The 15,405-nt window shown below is 67.9% G+C and carries 18 protein-coding genes and 1 tRNA gene; 8 read left to right on the top strand and 11 right to left on the bottom strand.

Annotated features, from left to right (window positions below):
- Positions 1–11: 11 nt before the first annotated feature.
- Complete coding sequence (locus tag AC3A6X_RS23750) at positions 12–533, bottom strand: hypothetical protein (RefSeq protein ID WP_487844496.1); 522 nt, start codon at positions 531–533, stop codon at positions 12–14.
- Positions 534–730: 197 nt separating this feature from the next.
- Here AC3A6X_RS23750 and AC3A6X_RS23745 point away from each other — a divergent pair, with 197 nt between their 5' ends.
- The 3 genes from AC3A6X_RS23745 to AC3A6X_RS23735 all read left to right on the top strand — a co-directional run bounded on the left by AC3A6X_RS23745 (position 731) and on the right by AC3A6X_RS23735 (position 2,433).
- Complete coding sequence (locus AC3A6X_RS23745; RefSeq protein ID WP_487844495.1) at positions 731–1,000, top strand: hypothetical protein; 270 nt, start codon at positions 731–733, stop codon at positions 998–1,000.
- A gap of 93 nt (positions 1,001–1,093) precedes the next feature.
- Positions 1,094–1,828, top strand: coding sequence for an aspartate/glutamate racemase family protein (locus AC3A6X_RS23740; protein ID WP_487844494.1), 735 nt, complete (start codon positions 1,094–1,096; stop codon positions 1,826–1,828).
- A gap of 41 nt (positions 1,829–1,869) precedes the next feature.
- Positions 1,870–2,433 (top strand): AtuA-related protein, encoded by a 564-nt coding sequence (locus tag AC3A6X_RS23735; protein ID WP_487844493.1) that lies wholly within the window; start codon positions 1,870–1,872, stop codon positions 2,431–2,433.
- 6 nt (positions 2,434–2,439) lie between these two features.
- On the opposite strand, the gene ilvB is transcribed toward AC3A6X_RS23735, so the two are convergent.
- Positions 2,440–4,197 carry a biosynthetic-type acetolactate synthase large subunit gene (ilvB, locus tag AC3A6X_RS23730; protein ID WP_487844492.1) on the bottom strand — a complete coding sequence of 586 codons (1,758 nt, stop codon included), beginning with the start codon at positions 4,195–4,197 and terminating at the stop codon, positions 2,440–2,442.
- 121 nt (positions 4,198–4,318) lie between these two features.
- Here ilvB and AC3A6X_RS23725 point away from each other — a divergent pair, with 121 nt between their 5' ends.
- Positions 4,319–4,756, top strand: a complete 438-nt coding sequence (locus tag AC3A6X_RS23725) for an Lrp/AsnC family transcriptional regulator (protein ID WP_106555913.1) — start codon at positions 4,319–4,321, stop codon at positions 4,754–4,756.
- A 43-nt stretch (positions 4,757–4,799) separates the two neighbouring features.
- Here the strand turns inward: AC3A6X_RS23725 and AC3A6X_RS23720 are convergent, their stop codons facing one another.
- From AC3A6X_RS23720 to AC3A6X_RS23680, 9 genes are all read right to left on the bottom strand, one after another.
- Complete coding sequence (locus AC3A6X_RS23720) at positions 4,800–5,012, bottom strand: hypothetical protein (RefSeq protein ID WP_487844491.1); 213 nt, start codon at positions 5,010–5,012, stop codon at positions 4,800–4,802.
- 237 nt (positions 5,013–5,249) lie between these two features.
- Positions 5,250–5,645 carry a hypothetical protein gene (locus AC3A6X_RS23715; protein WP_487844490.1) on the bottom strand — a complete coding sequence of 132 codons (396 nt, stop codon included), beginning with the start codon at positions 5,643–5,645 and terminating at the stop codon, positions 5,250–5,252.
- 49 nt (positions 5,646–5,694) lie between these two features.
- A tRNA-Ser gene (locus tag AC3A6X_RS23710) sits at positions 5,695–5,782 on the bottom strand.
- A 35-nt stretch (positions 5,783–5,817) separates the two neighbouring features.
- Positions 5,818–6,513, bottom strand: a complete 696-nt coding sequence (locus tag AC3A6X_RS23705; RefSeq protein WP_487844489.1) for a TetR/AcrR family transcriptional regulator — start codon at positions 6,511–6,513, stop codon at positions 5,818–5,820.
- Between the two features lie 16 nt (positions 6,514–6,529).
- Positions 6,530–7,777 carry a radical SAM family heme chaperone HemW gene (gene hemW, locus AC3A6X_RS23700; RefSeq protein ID WP_487844544.1) on the bottom strand — a complete coding sequence of 416 codons (1,248 nt, stop codon included), beginning with the start codon at positions 7,775–7,777 and terminating at the stop codon, positions 6,530–6,532.
- 14 nt (positions 7,778–7,791) lie between these two features.
- Positions 7,792–8,391, bottom strand: coding sequence for an RdgB/HAM1 family non-canonical purine NTP pyrophosphatase (rdgB, locus tag AC3A6X_RS23695; RefSeq protein WP_487844488.1), 600 nt, complete (start codon positions 8,389–8,391; stop codon positions 7,792–7,794).
- Between the two features lie 16 nt (positions 8,392–8,407).
- Positions 8,408–9,136 carry a ribonuclease PH gene (rph, locus tag AC3A6X_RS23690; protein WP_487844487.1) on the bottom strand — a complete coding sequence of 243 codons (729 nt, stop codon included), beginning with the start codon at positions 9,134–9,136 and terminating at the stop codon, positions 8,408–8,410.
- A gap of 24 nt (positions 9,137–9,160) precedes the next feature.
- A complete protein-coding gene (locus tag AC3A6X_RS23685; RefSeq protein ID WP_309967396.1) occupies positions 9,161–10,075 on the bottom strand; it encodes a PP2C family protein-serine/threonine phosphatase in 915 nt (304 codons plus the stop codon).
- A gap of 82 nt (positions 10,076–10,157) precedes the next feature.
- Positions 10,158–11,165, bottom strand: coding sequence for a serine/threonine protein kinase (locus tag AC3A6X_RS23680; RefSeq protein ID WP_106555885.1), 1,008 nt, complete (start codon positions 11,163–11,165; stop codon positions 10,158–10,160).
- Between the two features lie 92 nt (positions 11,166–11,257).
- On the opposite strand from AC3A6X_RS23680, the gene AC3A6X_RS23675 reads away from it, so the two are divergent.
- The 4 genes from AC3A6X_RS23675 to AC3A6X_RS23660 all read left to right on the top strand — a co-directional run bounded on the left by AC3A6X_RS23675 (position 11,258) and on the right by AC3A6X_RS23660 (position 15,404).
- Positions 11,258–12,172, top strand: a complete 915-nt coding sequence (locus tag AC3A6X_RS23675) for a YicC/YloC family endoribonuclease (protein ID WP_487844486.1) — start codon at positions 11,258–11,260, stop codon at positions 12,170–12,172.
- Between the two features lie 22 nt (positions 12,173–12,194).
- Positions 12,195–12,815, top strand: coding sequence for a guanylate kinase (gmk, locus tag AC3A6X_RS23670; RefSeq protein WP_309967403.1), 621 nt, complete (start codon positions 12,195–12,197; stop codon positions 12,813–12,815).
- 36 nt (positions 12,816–12,851) lie between these two features.
- Positions 12,852–13,055 carry a DNA-directed RNA polymerase subunit omega gene (rpoZ, locus tag AC3A6X_RS23665; RefSeq protein WP_106555888.1) on the top strand — a complete coding sequence of 68 codons (204 nt, stop codon included), beginning with the start codon at positions 12,852–12,854 and terminating at the stop codon, positions 13,053–13,055.
- A 93-nt stretch (positions 13,056–13,148) separates the two neighbouring features.
- Positions 13,149–15,404, top strand: coding sequence for a RelA/SpoT family protein (locus tag AC3A6X_RS23660; RefSeq protein WP_487844485.1), 2,256 nt, complete (start codon positions 13,149–13,151; stop codon positions 15,402–15,404).
- Position 15,405: the final 1 nt, after the last annotated feature.

Here is a 15,405-nt window from a genome sequence, read left to right as displayed (position 1 = left end):
TCGCAGCTTCATCAGAGCTCGCTCGCATCCTTGATCTGCCGCGCCTTGTAGACCAGCCGCACGCTGGCGCCGCGCGCGTTGTTGACATGCTGGGCATAGATGTCGACCTCGCCCTGCACCCACGCCGCATAGGCGCTGCCCGGGTCGCTGGAGGCCAGCTCCGGACCGAACTGCCCGCGACCCCAGGCCACCAGCTCGGCAAAGGCCGCCGCCCCGAGGTCGGGCGCCGCCTGCGCGGCCGCCACCCACTCCACCCGCCGCAACTGCCCGCCGGCCAGGTAGTAGACCGGCTCGAAGAGCAGGCCAGCGACGGATGCCGGCGCCCCGCGCCAAAGGCCCGCGAGGCCGCCGGAGAGGCGCTGCGGCCGTTGCACGCGCTCCAGCCCGGGCAGCGCTGCCTGCAGGTCCTCGGCCGCCATGCCCAGGCGCACGCCGGGCGGCAGTTCCTGGGCCTGCGCGGCACCGGCAGCAGGGCCGAGCAGAGCGGCAAGAAGAAGCAGGCGGATCGATCCGTGAACGGAGAGGCAGCGCATGAGGGAGGACGCGAGGCAAAGCCCGGTCTGACCCGCCGCCCTGCCGGAAGTTCGGCGCATCGGAGGCTTTGCTCCGCTTGTCTTCAAAGGCCTGGGAATGTGAAATACGTCACACCCTGTAAGGCGTATACGCCTTCAGGCCTATTTTTTGCTCACCCAAGAACTCCGATACTGACCATACGAATACCAAAGTTCCTATGGCCTCCGAAGCAATCTTCCTTCCCGCAGCCGGCAGCGTCCAGTTCGCCATCTACCCGGACGGGTACGACGGGGCCCGCATCATCGCCAGGATCGACGAAGAAGCGCTGCACGCCCGCTTCCACGCACCCGACGGCGAAACGGAGCTGGTGCGCACCTACGACCGGAACGCCGATTCCATCGACGCGCTGGCCACGGCCCGCTACCGCGAGAACCCGCGGGTGGAAATCTGCCTGCGAAGCACGGACTTTCAGCCCAGCGGCCACTAGCCCGGGCTTCGCGGCGAACGCACTTGGCGCACGGGACGCGCCGCGCAGAATCGCGCTTCAATAGCGTCATCGGCACAGACGCACCACCCACTTATGCCCCAGCACATCGGAATCGTCGGCTGCTCCGCCGAAGGCGCGGCCCTTTGCTATCGCACGATCTGCGCGGAAGGCGCACCGTTTCTGGGCCCGCATGCCCATCCCGAGGTCTCGATGCACACGCCCTCGCTGGCCGAGTACGTGGAATGCCTCGACCGCGGCGACCTCGCCGGCGTGGGCGAGCTGATGCTGGCCTCGGCGCGCAAGCTCGCGCAGATCGGCGCCGACTTCCTGGTCTGCCCCGACAACACGATCCACCAGGCCCTGCCCCTGATCGAGGCGCGTTCGCCGCTGCCCTGGCTGCACATCGCCGAGGTGGTGGCCGAGGAAGCCGTCGCGCGCGGCTTCCGCCGCCTGGGCTTGACCGGCACGCGCTGGCTGGTCGACAGCGAGGTCTACCCTGGAACGCTCGCGGCACGCGGCCTGGCCTGCGTGCGCCCGACCGAGGCGGAGCGCGATGACACCCACCGCATCATCATGGACGAGTTGGTCTACGGCCGCTTCCAGGAGCGCAGCGTGACACGCTTCCAGCAAGTCATCGGGCGGATGAAGGATGAAGGCTGCGAAGCCGTGATTCTCGGCTGCACCGAGATTCCGCTGATCATCGGCGACGCCAACTCGCCGCTGCCCACCTTCGACTCCACGCGCCTGCTCGCGCGGGCGGCGCTGCGGCGGGCGGTCGAGGGCGCGCGCAGCGAGTTGGCGCAAGCCGGCGCCGCGGCCCCTCGCTAAGCTGCCCGGCTGGGCCGTCCGCTCCGGCCGAGGACCGTTTCATGACGCCCAGCACGCCGACGGCATCGAAGAATGCCATCCGCATCGGCGGCGCCTCCGGCTTCTGGGGCGACAGCATGGTTGGCCGCGCCCCAACTGGTGCGCCGGGGCCGGCTCGACTACCTGGTGTTGGCGAGCGCCATGCGGTGCCCGTTGCGGCGACGGCCGACGACACCGCGACACCACCGATCGCCGCGCCTGCGCCCTTCGCGGACGAGGGCGAGCCCACGCAGCCCGTGCGCCTCGTCAGGCTGGCCTGGGCGCGCAGCGGCGACAAGGGCGACCTCTCCAAAATCGGCCTGGTTGCGCGCCGGCCCGAATGGCTCCCGCTCCTGTGGGCGCGGGTGACGCCGGAGGCCGTGCAGGCCTGGTTCGCGCACCTGGTGCGCGGCCGGGTGGAGCGCTTCCATCTGCCGGGCATTGCCGCGATGAGCCTCCTTCTGTACGAGGCCCTCGATGGCGGCGGGCCCTCCTCGATGCGCATGGACCCGCTCGGCAAGGGCATGGCGCAGATACTGCTGGACATGGAGATCGAGGTGCCGCGCTCGATCGCGCAAGCGCTCTGACGCGCCTCAGACCTCCTCGTACCAGCAGTCCTTGGCCAGCATCACGCGGTGGTGCCCCTGGCCCGCGGGGATCATGGGGAAGCAGTTCTCCTGCGCCACCACCTGCACGTCGAGGAAGAAGGGGCCGCTGCTGGCCAGGCATTCGGCCAGCGCATCGGGCAGCTCCGCCGGATCGGCGACGCGTCGCGCGCCCCAGCCGAAGGCCCTCGCCAGCGCGACGAAGTCGGGCAGCGCCTCGTTCCAGCTGTGGCTCAGCCGGTTGCCGTGGTTGAGCTCCTGCCACTGGCGCACCATGCCCATGTAGCCGTTGTTGCAGAGCACCAGCTTCACCGGCGCGCGGTGCTGCACGGCGGTGGAGAGCTCCTGGATGTTCATCAGCACCGAGGCATCGCCGCTCACGCAGACGGTGAGCGCCCCGGGGTGCGCGATCTGCGCGCCGATCGCGGCGGGCAGGCCGTAGCCCATGGTGCCGGCGCCGCCCGAAGTCAGCCAGCGGCGCGGGCGCTCGAAGCACAGGTACTGCGCAGCCCACATCTGGTGCTGGCCCACGTCGGTGGAGACGATGGCGTCGCGACCCGCCAGCGCCTGCTGCAGCGAGGCCATCAGCAGTTGCGGCAGGATCGCATCGGCGCGCGGCGCGAAGTCCAGGCAGCGCCGCGCGCGCCAGCCTTGGATGCGCTTCCACCAAGGCGCCAGGCGCTCCGACGCCAGGCCATCGAGCGCCGGCATGCGCAGCAGCGCCTCCAGCACCGCGCCGCAATCGCCGACCATCGGCACGTCGACCTTCACCACCTTGTTGACGTTCGCGGGGTCGATGTCGATGTGGATCTTGCGCGCCTGCGGGCAGAACTCGGCCAGCTTGCCGGTCACGCGGTCGTCGAAGCGGGCGCCGACGCAGACCACCAGATCGGCCTCGTGCATGGCCAGGTTGGCCTGCAGCGTGCCGTGCATCCCCAGCATGCCGAGAAAGCGCGGGTCGGAGGCCGGGAAGGCGCCCAGACCCATCAGCGTCAGGGTGCAGGGTGCGTCGAGCCGACGCGCCAGTGTCGAGAAAGCCTCGCAGGCGGCCGGCCCGGCGTTGATCAGGCCGCCACCACCGTAGAGCACCGGCCGGCGCGCGGTGGACAGCAGGTCGGCCGCGCGCTCCAGGCTGGCCTGCGGCAGCCGGGCATCGGCGCCGCTGTGGTAGCGGCGCGCCGTCACCGCCCCGGCCGCCTCATTCCCGAGCAGCGCCTGCTGCACATCCTTGGGCACGTCGAGCAGCACCGGCCCCGGCCGGCCGCCGGCGGCGATCTCCAGCGCGAGGCGGACCCGGGATGGAATCTCCTCGGCCGTACGCAGCTGGTGGTTCCACTTGGTCACGGGTCGCGACATGCCCAGCGCATCGCTCTCCTGGAAGGCATCGGTGCCGATCACCGCGGTCGCGACCTGGCCGCTGATGCACAGCAGCGGCACCGAATCGCTGATCGCATCGAGCAGCCCCGTGATCGTGTTGCCCACGCCGGGCCCCGAGGTCACCAGCACCACGCCCACCCGGCCGGTGCTGCGCGCATAGCCCTCGGCCGCATGGACAGCCGCCTGCTCGTGCCGCACCAGCACATGGCGCAGGCGCGGCTCGCCGAAGAGCGCGTCGTAGAGCGGCAGCGCGGCGCCGCCGGGGTAGCCGAAGATCGTGTCGACGCCGCATTCGACCAGCGTCTGGAGCAGGGCCTGGGCACCGTTGCGCAAGCCGAGCAGCGCGGGCGTGGGGGCGAGGGTTTGCATGCGTCGATTCTTCCGACATTGATGCAGAATGTGCTTCGTTTTTTGGACGAATCCACCAGCTTCCTTGAAGACCAATCGCAAAAATCCGGCAGGTGCCGAAGAATTTTTCGACAAGATCGACATGGCGATCCTGCGCGTGCTGCTGCACGACTCGCGCAAGACGCTGCAGGAAATCGGGGCCGAGGTGGGCCTGGCGGCCACTACCTGCTGGAGCCGCATCAAGAAGCTGGAGGCCAGCGGCGTCATCAAGCGCTACACGGTGGACGTCGACGCGGCCCGGCTGGGCTACCAGGATTCGGTGATCGTGCAGCTCACGCTGGAGAGCCACAGCGACGAGACGCTGTACGAGTTCGGCCGCGCGCTGGCCAGCATCCCGGAGATCCAGGAGGCGTATCTGGTTTCAGGCGACTACGACTACTACATCCGCATCGCGGTGCGCGACACGCGCGACTACGAGCGGCTCCTGCGCGAGAAGCTCTACAAGATTCCCGGCATTCGCCACAGCCAGTCGCACTTCGTGCTGCGCGTGCTCAAGGAAGCCAGCGTGCCGCTGATCTGAAACCAGGGCGCGCTGCGCGGGCGAAGTCGAAGGAGGGAGGAGATCAGCTGGGCTGGAGCGGAGCTTCCGGCGATTGAGGCCGTCCCTGTGCGGACTCTTGCTGTTGCTGCTGCTGCGGCATGCCCACCGCGCTCAGGCCGCGCTTCGCAATGCCCTTGACCAGGTGCCGCGGGACGTGATGGGCCTTGGCCAGCAGTGCCAGGGCCTCGCTGCGCGCCGGCTCACAGGCCGGCAGCAACTTCTGCAATGAACTCATGTGGTCGTCCTCTTGAGAGCGCCGGGAAACGAAGACCTTTGGCTATGCGTCAGTGCGACGCGCACTTCATCGCGGGAAAAGGCGGCCCCGGCACGGCCGCGGGAAGGCATTATGAGTCCGCTGGTGCCGCCGCGCCAGTCAATAGGCCCTGATGCGGTAGTTCCTTTGAGAGGCCACCGTCAGCAGCCGGCTTGGCGCTCCTCTCGTGAATGCGCGTGACGTCGATGAGAGTCCGGCTCAGCTCGTGCAGTTCGACACGATCAGGGCCGCGTAGCGAGCCTGCTTTTCAAGCGCGGCCATCTGCTGCGCCGCATCGCCTTCCGTCGTGTCCGCCGGAGCCAGCGCAAGCTCTCCATTGGGAAACAGGATGAAATGCGTTCTCTCCGTGCCCCCGCCCGCGCGATTCTTCACGAGGGCATAGCCGCATCCGACACGCGTCGCCTTGTTGAAGATCACCTGCTCGAACGTCGCCGGCTCCCCGCCTCCCAGCTTCTCTTGCACCGCGTCCCTCACCTGTCGAACCGGAATCATGTAGGTGGAGGCCCACCAACCCGTGACGACAACCGCGAACACGGCGATACCGAATGCCGCAGCGAAGAATGCTCGGAACCAACGCGAATCCAGGAATGCCATGCTTACCTCATCGAAGCCGCGCCAGGCCTCCCGATCCTGGATGCCCAACTGGCGGAGAGTGTGAGATTCGAACTCACGGACGGTTGCCCGTCGGCAGTTTTCAAGACTGCTGGTTTAAACCACTCACCCAACTCTCCGGAACGCGCCCGCATTGCACGAGCGCCGAGGGATTTTAGTCGCTGGTGTCCGGTGCCTGGCCGTCGCCTGCCGTGGGCGCCGGCATCCAGCCTCGCAGCACCAGATCGACCACGCCTTCGGCCCAGGCGCGGCGCTCCTCGGGGCCAGCCAGCGGCTTGGAGATGAAGAAGCGCACGCCGCCGAAGGCCAGAGTCGAGAGCTGCACCGCCGCCAGTTCGGGATCGGGGACGTGCAACGTGCCGCTGCGGTGCGCCTCGCCGAGGTATTCGACCACCGGTGCGAGCACATAGCTGTTCTCGGCGTAGAGCGACTTCGCGAGCTCCGGAAAGCGCACGGCCTCGGCGATCACCAGGCGCAGCAGGGCCAGGGTCTGTGCTTCGGTGGCGCTCAGGTACATGCGCTCGACCAAGTCCAGCAGCACCTGCCGTTCATCGGCGCCGGAGCGCACCAGCGTGGCTTGCATCGTCTCGCGGGCACTGCTGACGGCGCGATGCACGACCTCGCGGAACAGGGCTTCCTTGTTCTCGAACTGGCGGTAGATCGTGATCTTGGCCACGCCCGCATCGCGCGCGATCGCTTCGATGCTGGTGGCCGCATAGCCGTGCTCGAGGAAGGATTTCAGCGCCGCGCCGAGGAAAGCTTCGCGCAGCGCCACCGCCTGTTCGGGGCTGGGCCGTCCGCGCGAGCGGCGCTTGGTGACTTCTTCTTCCGGCAAGGTTCGGGTCGGCATGGCAGCGCTGATTGTCTCAGCTGTCGGAAAGAAAAATGGCCTGCAGGTCGCTCAGGAAGTCGAAGCCGCGGACGGTGGGCCAGACGCGTGCGAGATCGCGCTCGATCAGGCCCTTGCGCTCGGCCTCCTCGAGCCCGCGCTGGATGGCGGTGATGGCCAGGCCGGTGCGCTCGCCGAACTGCGCCAGCGTGAAGCCTTCCTTGAGGCGCAGCGCATTGAGCATGAATTCGAAAGGCAGTTCGGCAATGCCGACCTCGTCGCTCTGCGCGACCGCGCGCGCGGCGAGCGCATTGTCCATGTAGAGGCGCGGTTCGCGAAAGCGCACCTGCCGCACGACGCGATGCGCAAAGCTCAGCTTGCTGTGCGCGCCGGCCCCGATGCCGAGGTAGTCGCCGAACTGCCAGTAGTTGGTGTTGTGGACGCAGTGGTGGCCGGGCCGCGCATAGGCAGAGACCTCGTAGCGCTCCAGGCCGCTTTGCGCCGTGCGCTCGGTGATGCGGTCGAGCATGGCGTAGGCCACATCGTCCTCCGGCACCACCGGCGGGAACTTGGCGAAGTAGGTGTTGGGCTCGATGGTCAGGTGGTAGACCGACAGGTGCGGCGGCGCGAGCGCCAGCGCCTGCGTCAGGTCGGCGTCGAGCTCGTCGGGCGTCTGGCCCGGCAGCGCGTACATCAGGTCGAGATTGAAGGTGTCGAAGGCCTGCGCCGCTTCCTCGACCGCCGCGATGGCCTGGGCGCGGTCGTGCACCCGGCCGAGCGCCTTCAAATGCGCGTCGTTGAAGCTCTGCACGCCGACCGACAGCCGGGTGACGCCGGCGGCGCGATAGCCGCGGAAGCGATCACGCTCGAAGGTGCCCGGATTGGCCTCCAGCGTGATCTCGCAGTCGGGCGCCAGCTTGAGCCGGGCCCGCAGGTCGCCGAGCAGGCGGTCGATGGAGGCCGGCGAGAACAGGCTGGGCGTTCCGCCGCCGATGAAGATGCTGTGCACGCTGCGGCCCCAGACGAGCGGCAGAGCCGCGTCGAGGTCGGCGATCAGCGCGTCGAGGTAGCGCTGCTCGGGCAGCGGCGCCTCGCCGCCATCGCCGCGCCACTCGTGCGAATTGAAGTCGCAATAGGGGCACTTGCGCAGGCACCAGGGCAGATGCACGTAGAGCGAGAGCGGCGGCAACGCCGACAGCTGCAGCGGACCGGGGCGCACCCAGTGCAGCACGTCGTTCGCCCGCTCCGCGCCGTCGCCGCGCGCCTGTGCACGCTCGTCGGCGATCGGGATGGCAAGGCTCACAGCCAGCGCTCCCGCATCAGGGCGAGCATCGCGCGCGCTGCCTGGCCCCGATGGCTGTGGGCGTTCTTCAGCTCGGGCGGCAGCTGGGCAAAGGTCTTGCCGAACTGCGGCAGCCACATCACGGGGTCGAAGCCGAAGCCGTTCTCGCCGATCGGCTCGCGCGTGATCTGGCCCGCGGCACGGCCGACGGCGATCAGCGGCTCCGGGTCCTCGGGGCTGCGCAGCGCCACCAGCGTGCTGACCAGCGCAGCACGGCGATCTTCGATCCCGGCCATCTGCTCGAGCAGCGCGCGCACGTTGTTGGCGTCGCCCTTCTCGTAGCCGAAGCGCGTGGCGTAGTAGGCGGTGGCCACGCCTGGTAGACCGCCGAAAGCCTCGACGCAGAGGCCCGCATCGTCGGCGATCGCCGGCAGGCCGGTGGCCGCCGCGGCGTGCCGCGCCTTGGCCAGCGCGTTCTCGACGAAGGTGAAGAAGGGCTCATCTGCCTCGCCGACGCCGAGCTCCGCCTGGCGCACCAGCGCAACGTCGAGCGGCGCAAACAAATGCTGCAGTTCGGCGAGCTTGCCGGCGTTGTTGGAGGCCAGGACCAGCTTCATCGACGTCGTCGCTCCATCAGCCGGCCAGCGCCTGCGCCTGCAGAGCCGTGAGCTCGGCGATACCCTTCTCGGCCAGCAGCAGCAGCGCATTCATCTCTTCGCGCGAGAAGGCGGCCCCTTCGGCCGTGCCCTGCACTTCCACGAAATGCCCGGCGCCGGTCATCACCACGTTCATGTCGGTGTCGCAGGCGGAATCTTCGACGTACTCGAGGTCGAGCAGCGGCGTGCCTTGCACGATACCGACGGAAACAGCGGCCACATGGCCCCGGATCGGCGAAGCCGCGAGAGTGCCGGCCGCCAGCAGCTTGTTGACCGCATCCTGCGCCGCGACGAAGGCACCGGTGATGGCCGCGGTGCGGGTGCCGCCGTCGGCCTGGAGCACGTCGCAGTCGAGGTGGATGGTGCGCTCGCCGAGGGCGGCCAGGTCGAAGACGGCGCGCATCGAGCGGCCGATGAGACGCTGGATCTCCTGCGTGCGGCCGCTTTGCTTGCCGCGTGCGGCCTCTCGGTCGCTGCGCGTGTGGGTGGCGCGCGGGAGCATGCCGTACTCGGCCGTGACCCAGCCCTCGCCGCTGCCGCGCTTGTGCGGCGGCACCTTCTCTTCCACCGAGGCGGTGCAGAGTACGCGCGTCTGGCCGAACTCGATCAGCACCGAGCCCTCGGCATGGATGGTGAAGCCGCGCGTGATGCGAACGGAGCGCAGCTGGTCGGCGGCACGGTCGCCGCTTCGTACGAAAACTGTCATGTCAACCCAAGAAAAGAAGAAGGATCAGGACTTGCGCGCGGCGGAGGAGCGCTTGATGGCTTCGTTGATCTCGGCGATCGAGCGCTCGATGGCGTCCTCGTCGAGGTCGTCGAGCTCGCTGTCGGAGGGCATGCCCGCCTGGATGGTGGAGGCGAAGACGCCGTCGCTGATGCTGTCGGTGGACACGCCGCGGGTCTGGCCCGGCGCGTCCGGCGTTTCCCATTCGAGCGCGATCAGCGTCACGTTGTCGCTGTGGGTGCCGCCGTTGCGCAAGGCCATCTCGGCGAGATCGGGCGCGGCGTCCGATACCGGCTTGCCGGAGGACAGGGTGCGCACGATCAGGCTCTCGTCCAGCACGCTCCACAGGCCGTCGGAGCACAGCATGATGCGATCGCCTCGCTGCAGCTGCAGCGGGGGGGAAATGTCGAAAAGGGGCGTAGTGGGCGAGCCGAGGCAGGTCAGCAGCAGGTTGCGGTTGACCACGTCCGCGCCCGTCGCCCCGCCCGGCCGCGGCCGCTCGGCATGCGAATGGTCGCGCGTGCGCATCAGCATCTCGCCGTCGCGAATCACGTAGAGCCGGGAGTCGCCGCAATGGATCCAGGTCGCGGTGGTGCCTTGCAGGACCGCCGCCACCACCGTCGTGCGGGGTGTGTCGAGCATGCCCTTGTTGCCCGCGTAGCGCATGATCTGCTGGTGCGCGGCCATCACGGACGCCGTGAGAAAGGCCTTCACATCCTTCAACACCGGCCGCGCCTCGCGCTGGTAGAGCGCCGCGATGGTCTGCAGCGCCATCTGGGCGGCCACTTCGCCTTCGGGATGCCCGCCCATGCCGTCGGCCAGCACGAAGAGGCCCGACTCGCGCGTGTAGCAGTAGCCCATGCGGTCTTCGTTCTTGAGACGGCCGCCCTTGCGGCTGACCTGGAAGACGGAAAATTTCACAGCGCCCGCCCGGCCGCCCGAAGGGCGCTGAGCCCCCCCTGGGGGGGCAGCGAATACACGAAGTGATAAGCGTGGGGAGACATCATGCCGGTCGCGTTGTCGGAGCCGCCGCTTTGGGCAGGCCTTTTTTCTCGAAGGAGCGCATGTTGTCGATCGACAGCCGCACCTTCTCGCTCACGGTGAGCTTGGTGTAGCGGCGCTCGCCCTCTCGGCTGAGCTCCTTCTGGAGCGCGAAGACCGACTGCGGGCGCGACAGCGGGTCGAGCGACATGCACCACTCGACCACCTCGATCAGGTTGTCGGAATAGATGCCGCGCAGGCGCGACAGCGACAGGCCGAGCCGGTCTTTCTCGATGCGCTGAGGCGCGTCGTTGGGGGGATAGCCCTGCATGCAGGCGTAGATGCAGGCGCCGATGGCGTAGATGTCGGTCCACGGGCCCATCGACGAATCGCGGCGGTACATCTCGGGGGCCGCGAAGCCGGGCGTGTACATCGGACGGATGAAGTTGCCCTCCTTGGAGAGCACCTCGCGCGCGGCGCCGAAGTCGATCATCACTGCGCGGTCGTCATCGGTCACGAAGATGTTGGCGGGCTTGATGTCCAGGTGCAGCATCTTGTGCTGGTGCACGATGCGCAGGCCGCGCAGGATCTCGTCGAACAGCGAGCGGATGGTGGATTCGCGGAAGACCTTCTGCTTCTTGAGGTCGCGCGCAGTCACGATGAAGTCCTGCAGGGTGGCGCCCTCCAGGTAGTTCATGACCATGTAGACGGTCTCGTTCTCGCGAAAGAAGTTGAGCACGCTGACCACCGACGCATGCGAGATCTGCGCGAGCGAGCGCCCTTCTTCGAAGAAGCTCTTGAGCCCCAGGCGGTAGAGCGACAGCTTCTCGGGTGGCACCTGGGGGCAGAGTTCGCCGGTGCCGCGCGTGGCCAGCGAGGAGGGAAGGTATTCCTTGATCGCGACCTGTTGACCGCTGTGGTCGACGGCAAGATAGACCACACCGAACCCACCAGCGGAGATGCGACGCACGACGCGATAACCGCCAATGACCGTGTCGGGCAGCAAGGGCGAAGGTTTGACCTTTGACATAATCCGGGAGTTTCGCCCCAAGGCGGAGGTGCGGCAAGCGAAGGCGGTGCCGTTGTCTCGGGGCGTGCACACCAATTCAAGAGCGAGGCGCGATGCCAGTTTACAGCATGACCGGCTATGCCAGCGGCCAGAGCGCCGCGGGCAGCGGTCACCCGGATGCCGAGCCGCGAACCGTCGGCGCGGGCCGGCTCGGAGTCGAGATCCGCTCGGTCAACAGCCGCTTTCTCGACCTCACATTCAAGCTCCCCGAAGAGCTGCGCCAGCACGAGCCCATGCTGCGGGAGCTGCTGACCGGGCAGCTCAAACGCGGCAAGGTCGAGCTGCGCGCTGCGATCGAGAGCGGCGCCGCGGGGGGCATCGGCGAACCCTCGACCAAGCTGCTGCAGCGGCTCAACGGCCTGCAGGACAGCATCCAAGCCTGGCTGCCCACGGCCCGCGAGCTCAGCGTGGCCGATGTGCTGCGCCTGGCGGCCGGCGACACCACCACCAGGAGCGACTGGGGCCCCGAGCTGTCCGAGCTGGCGGCGAAGGCGCTCAAGGGCTTGATGACCTCGCGCGAACGCGAAGGCGCACGCCTGGCCAAGATGCTGCAGGACCACCTGGCCCAGCTGCGCGCCCTGGTCGCGCAGGCGCTGCCGCTGGTTCCCCAGCTGGTCGAGCAGCAGCGCAACCGCTTCCTGGAACGTTGGCAGGAAGCGCTGGGCGCGAGCGGCGGCACGCCGCCAGAGGCGGCGCAGGACCGCGCGCTGGCCGAGGCCACGGCCTTCGCGATCCGCATCGACGTCGCGGAAGAGCTCACGCGCCTGGGCTCGCACCTGGACGAGATCGAGCGGATGGTCAAGAAGGGCGGCGAGATCGGCAAGCGGCTCGACTTCCTGATCCAGGAGCTGCATCGCGAAGCCAACACGCTGGGCTCCAAGTCGGCGACGCTGGAGCTCACCCGCATCGGGGTGGACATGAAGGTGCTCATCGAACAGATGCGCGAGCAGGTGCAGAACATCGAATAACAGAGAAACAGGGAACGCGCGAATGGATTACCCCGGCAATATCTTCGTGGTGGCCGCGCCGAGCGGCGCCGGCAAGTCGAGCCTGGTCAAGGCCTTGATGGAGCTCGACACCGCGGTCCAGCCCTCGGTGTCGCATACCACGCGCCCGCCGCGCGGCCAGGAGAAGCACGGCCGCGAATACTTTTTCGTCCCGCATGCAGAATTCGATGCGATGGTCGCCGCCGACGCCTTCGTCGAATGGGCGCATGTGCACGGGCAGCGCTACGGCACCTCGAAGAAGGCCATCGAGGACCGCATCGCCAAGGGCGCGGATGTCATCCTCGAGATCGACTTCCAGGGCGCAATCCAGATCCGCAAGACCTTCGCCAACGCAGTGACGGTCTTCATCCTGCCGCCGAGTTGGGAAGAGCTGCGATCCCGGCTCGAACGGCGCGGCGAGGACAGCGCCGAGGTCATCGAGCTGCGGCTGCAGAACGCCGCGGAAGAGATGGCACGCGCGAATGAATTCGACTTCGTTATAATCAACGAGTTATTTGAGCGCGCGCTTTTCGATCTGAAGGCGATTGTCCACGCTCAGCGGCTCCGGTACTCCGCACAGCGCCGGGCGCGTGCAGACACCTTCGCCGCGTTGAACATTCCCTGACCCGATCATCTACCGCCTGTAAGCCGAAAGACCACCATGGCCCGTATCACCGTCGAAGATTGCCTGCAAAAGATCCCGAACCGCTTCGAGCTCGTGCTGGCCGCCACCTACCGTGCGCGCATGCTGAGCCAGGGCCACGCACCGAAGATCGAGAGCAAGAACAAGCCGGGCGTCACAGCTCTGCGGGAGATCGCGGAAGGCAAGATCGGCCTCGAAATGCTCAAGAAAGTCCCCGGTTGAGCTGACGCACACCTGCAACAAAGAAGCACCGCGACGCGGTGCTTTTTTGTTGCACAAACACATCGAACCGGCCGCCAAGCTAAAGTGACAAGCATGAGCGCGGTTGTCAAGTCCCAGTCCGGTGCCCCCAAGGGCACGCCCCGGCCCAGTCCGGCGGCGCTGAACGCAGCAGCCGCCAGCTTTGCCGCGCTGACGGACCGCCTCGACTACCTGAGCGCCGAGGATGTGGAGCAGGTGCGCCGCGCCTACCGTTTCGCCGACGAGGCCCACCTGGGCCAGTTGCGCAACAGCGGCGAGCCCTACATCACCCACCCCATCGCCGTGGCCGCGCAGTGCGCGGAGTGGAAGCTCGACGCGCAGGCGCTGATGGCCGCCCTGCTGCACGATGCGATCGAGGATTGCGGCGTCACCAAGTCGGAGTTGATCGAGCGCTTCGGCGCCCCGGTGGCGGAACTGGTCGACGGCCTCACCAAGCTGGACAAGCTGCGCTTCAACACGCGCGAGGAGAACCAGGCCGAGTCCTTTCGCAAGATGCTGCTGGCGATGGCGCGCGACGTGCGCGTCATCCTGGTCAAGCTGGCGGACCGCACGCACAACATGCGCACGCTCGAGGATGCGCCGCGCGAGAAATGGGCCCGCATCTCGCGCGAAACCCTCGAGATCTACGCACCGATCGCGCATCGGCTCGGGCTCAACCAGACTTACCGCGAACTGCAGGACTTGTCCTTCCGCCACCTGCGGCCCTGGCGTTACGCGATCCTCGCGAAGGCCGTGGCCAAGGCCCGCGGCCGGCGCCGCGACCTGATCCAGAAGGTGCAGCAGGAACTGGAAACCGCCTTCGCCGGGGCCAACATGAGCGTGCGCATCGCGGGCCGCGAGAAAACGCTCTACTCCATCTACCGCAAGATGGAAGAAAAGCACCTGAGCTTCGCCCAGGTGACCGACATCTACGGCTTCCGCCTGATCGTGCCGACGGTGATCGCCTGCTACACCGGGCTGGGCATCCTGCACCAGATGTACAAGCCCCTGCCGGGCAAGTTCAAGGACCACATCGCGATCGCCAAGCTCAACGGCTACCAGTCGCTGCACACCACGCTGGTGGGGCCGGCTGGCGTGAGCGTCGAGTTCCAGCTGCGCACCGAGGCCATGCACGTGGTCGCCGAGTCCGGCGTGGCCGCCCACTGGCTCTACAAGGCGGCCGAACCGAGCGCGGCAACCGGCGACCGGCTGGGCACCAAGTGGCTGCAGTCCCTGCTCGACATCCAGGACGAGACGCGGGACGCCGCCGAGTTCTGGGACCACGTCAAGGTCGACCTCTTCCCCGACGCGGTCTATGTCTTCACGCCCAAGAGTCAGATCCTGGCGCTGCCGCGCGGCGCGACGGTGGTCGATTTCGCCTATGCCATCCACAGCAACATCGGCGATCACACCTCGGCTGCGCGCATCAACGGCGACCAGGTCCCGCTGCGCACCGAGCTCAAGAACGGCGATGTGGTGGAGGTCATCACGGCACCGGTATCGACGCCCAATCCGGCCTGGCTGGGCTTCGTGCGCACCGGCCGTGCGCGCTCGAAGATCCGCCACTACCTCAAGACCCTCGCGCATGCCGAGTCGGAAGGCCTGGGCGAAAAGCTGCTGGCGCAGGCGCTGCGCGCCGAGGGCCTCGGCAACCTGCCGGAAGACAACGAGGAACACCAGCAGATCTGGGAGAAGCTGCTGCGCTTTACCGGGAACCGCAGCCGCTCCGAATTGCTGACCGACATCGGCCTGGGCAAGCGCATCGCGACCATCGTTGCCAAGCGGCTGATGGCGCTGCTGGCGGAACGCGGCGAGAAGCCCGATGCGTTGATGCTGAGCCGCGAGCGCTTCACCGCGCACGAGGCCGTCTCGCAAGGTGCCGTCACGCTGGACGGCAGCGAGAACTCCTCGGTACGCTTCGCTCTGTGCTGCCGACCCATTCCCGACGACCCGATCGTGGGCTACCTCGGCCACGGCGAAGGCCTGGTGGTGCACACCGAGGCTTGCGGCGTCGGCCAGCGCCTGCGGCACAAGGACAGCGAACGCTTCTTCGCCGTCGAATGGGCGGACGAACCGGTGCGGCCCTTCGAGACGGGCGTTGTGATCACCGTGCGCAACGACAAGGGCGTGCTGGCACGCGTCGCCGCCACGCTGGCGGATGCCGAAGCCGACATCACCCACGTGGAGATGGCCGACGAGACGCCGCAGGACTCCACCGACCTGCGCTTCGTGATCGCGGTGCGCGACCGCACCCACCTCGAGGCCGTGTTGCGGGCGGCGCGGCGCACCCCCTCGGTACTCGCCGCCGCGCGGACCGTTCCGGCGCCCTGAG

The sequence above is a fragment of the Variovorax sp. Soil_C_12 genome, from assembly GCF_057657375.1.
This window is presented reverse-complemented; position numbering and strand designations above follow the sequence as displayed.